The sequence below is a fragment of the Curtobacterium sp. APC 4022 genome (assembly GCF_030407555.1).
GTDB lineage: Bacteria > Actinomycetota > Actinomycetes > Actinomycetales > Microbacteriaceae > Curtobacterium.
On sequence record NZ_JASDDD010000099.1, the window covers coordinates 1 to 2742 of the forward strand.

Annotated in this window: 2 protein-coding genes; both read right to left on the reverse strand. The window is 70.4% G+C overall.

Features of this window, described 5'->3' with window-relative positions; translation table 11 throughout:
• Positions 1-1888, reverse strand: a 1888-nt coding sequence (locus QL987_RS16780; RefSeq protein ID WP_290158794.1) for a KUP/HAK/KT family potassium transporter, incomplete at its 3' end; no start/stop codon positions are given.
• Positions 1889-1993: 105 nt separating this feature from the next.
• Positions 1994-2695: a response regulator transcription factor gene (locus QL987_RS16785; protein ID WP_290158795.1), complete on the reverse strand. Its 702-nt coding sequence runs from the start codon at positions 2693-2695 to the stop codon at positions 1994-1996.
• Positions 2696-2742 lie beyond the last annotated feature (47 nt).

Below are 2742 nucleotides of genomic sequence, written 5' to 3' on the forward strand. Positions count from 1 at the left end.
GGAGTGCGCCGCGCGAGATGAAGTACGACGCCTTCGACATGTCCTCCTGGGACAGGTCGATCAGGCCGGCGGTGCACGCGGCACGCATCGCGGCGGGCAGGTCCTGGTCGTCGGAGAACCCGAACGTGATGGTGATGTGGTCGATGCCGTCGTCGTCGTAGCCGAGCTCGTCGCGGCGGAACGCCTCTTCCAGCGCCACGTGCGGCACGTTGGCGGTGAGGACGGACACGATGATGACCCGCTGGTGCACGACGCCGTTGTGTTCGACGTTCGCCCGCAGTGCCAGCGGCGTCGTCTCCTTGTTCGGGTGCGGGAACACCGCGATGCCCGGGACGCGCGGGATGTGGTCGGCGTTGACGGCTTCGATGAACTCGGCGAGCGAGCCCTCACGCTTCCGACGCTCGATCTGCACGAGCTGCCGACCGCGGTGCCACGTCGTCATCAGGGTGATCACGGCGAGGGCGATGAGCAGCGGCACCCAACCACCGTGCAGGACCTTCGACAGGTTGCCGGCGAGGAACGTCAACTCCAGGCCGCCGAACACCACGGCGACGGTGACGAGCTTCCAGGTCGCCCAGCGCCAGAGCGGCTTGACGACGACGAGCAGCAGCAGGGTGTCGACGACCAGCGCACCGGTGACCGAGACGCCGTACGCGGTGGCCAGGGCGGCCGAGGAGCGGAACGCCAGCATGATCGCCATCACGCCGATGAAGAGCAGCAGGTTGACGGCCGGCAGGTAGACCTGGCCGCCCTCGCGCTTCGACGTCTGGCGGATGGTCAGCGGCGGCAGCAGTCCAAGCTGCACGGCCTGACGGGTGAGCGAGAACGCGCCGGAGATGACGGCCTGGCTGGCGATCACGGTCGCCGCGGTCGCCAGGATCACGACGGGCAGCTGGGCCCAGTTCGGGAACAGCAGGAAGAACGGGTCCTTCGTGGCGGTCGGGTCCTCGAGCACCAGGGCCGCCTGGCCCAGGTAGTTGCAGACGAGCGCGGGGAACACCACGAAGAACCAGGCGCGCAGGATCGGCATCCGCCCGAAGTGGCCCATGTCGGCGTACAGCGCCTCGGCTCCGGTGATGGCGAGGACGACGGCGCCCATCGCGATGAAGGTGATGAACGGGTGCGCGAACAGGAATGCGATGGCCCACGTCGGCGACAGGCCCTGCAGGACGCCCGGGTGCTCGACGATGCGCGGGATGCCGGCGACCGCGATGACGACGAACCAGAGCAGCATGACCGGGCCGAACGAGGCGCCGACCTTCGCGGTGCCGAAGCGCTGCACGATGAACAGGCCGATGAGGATCACGGCGGCGATCGGCACGATGAGGTGCTCGACCGACGGGGCAGCGGTGCCCAGGCCCTCGACCGCGGACAACACCGACACCGCCGGGGTGATCACGGAGTCGCCGTAGAACAGCGAGACCCCGACGATGCCGATGACCAGGAACACCGTCGTGCCGCCGGGCCGGTTGGCGTGCAGGCGTCGGGCGAGTGCGGCGAGCGCCATCACGCCACCCTCACCGTGGTTGTCGACGCGCATGAGCACCAGGACGTACTTGATCGACACGACGATGGTGATCGACCAGAAGAGCAGCGAGATGACGCCGTAGACGTCCTCGGGGACGGGTCGGACGATGCCGCCGTCGACGGAGAACACCGTGCGCATCGAGTAGAGCGGGCTGGTGCCGATGTCACCGAACACGACGCCGAGCGCAGCGAGGGCGAGACCGGCCTTGCCACGGTGCCCACGGGCCTCCCGGCTGGCGGGGCGCTGCGCGGCCTTCGCGGGGTGCGTGGCGTCGTCGCCGGGGCCGGCGTCACCGGGCTGGGAGTCGTGCCCACCCGAGGGGTGGTCTGACGACTGCGACGAGGCGCGGGTCTCGGTCACGGTGGTGCTCTCCAGTCCGGGCCGTGCGGACGACGGCCGCGCTCATCATGCACCCGTGGAGTGACAGCCGGGCACGCGGCGCACGCTCGCCTGCGCCGATCGGCTCTACGCGCCGCCGTCCGGAACCGTCACGATCCGGTTCTGGTAGGCCCAGACGACGGCCTGCAGGCGGGACCGGACACCGAGTTTCGGCAGCATGCGTGCCAGGTGTGACTTCACCGTGGAGACCTCGACGACGAGCGACGCAGCGATCTCCTCGTTCGACATCCCCTGCGCCAGCAGGAGCAGCACGTCACGTTCGCGAGCGGTGAGGACACCGTCGACCCGGTCCCCGGTGACGGGCTGCAGGCTCCGGCGGGAGGCGAACTCGCGCAGCACCCGTCGGGTGAGCGCCTGGTCGAGGGTGCCGTTGCCGGCGGCGACCTGCCGGACCGCCCCGATGATGACGTCGGGTTCGGCGTCCTTGAGGAGGAACCCGGACGCCCCGGCCTCGAGGGCACCGAACACCAGGTCGTCCATGTCGAACGTGGTGAGCATGAGCGCGGGCACGGTCGGGTCGGCGTCGGGGCGGCAGAGTTCGCGCGCCACCTCGATGCCGTTCCGGACCGGCATCCGGATGTCGAGGACCGCCACGTCCGGTCGCGTGCTCCGGGCGAGCTCGAGGGCCTGGCCGCCGTCGGCGGCGACGGCCACGACCTCGATGTCCGGTTCCGCGTCGAGGAGCGCGGAGACGCCGGCCCGGACGAGCGGCTGGTCGTCAGCGACCAGGACGCGGATGGTCGGGCCGTCGGACGTCGTGTCGGTCATCGGGGGCCTTCCGTGGGGTCCGGCTGCGCGGTCGTGGCCGGACCCCA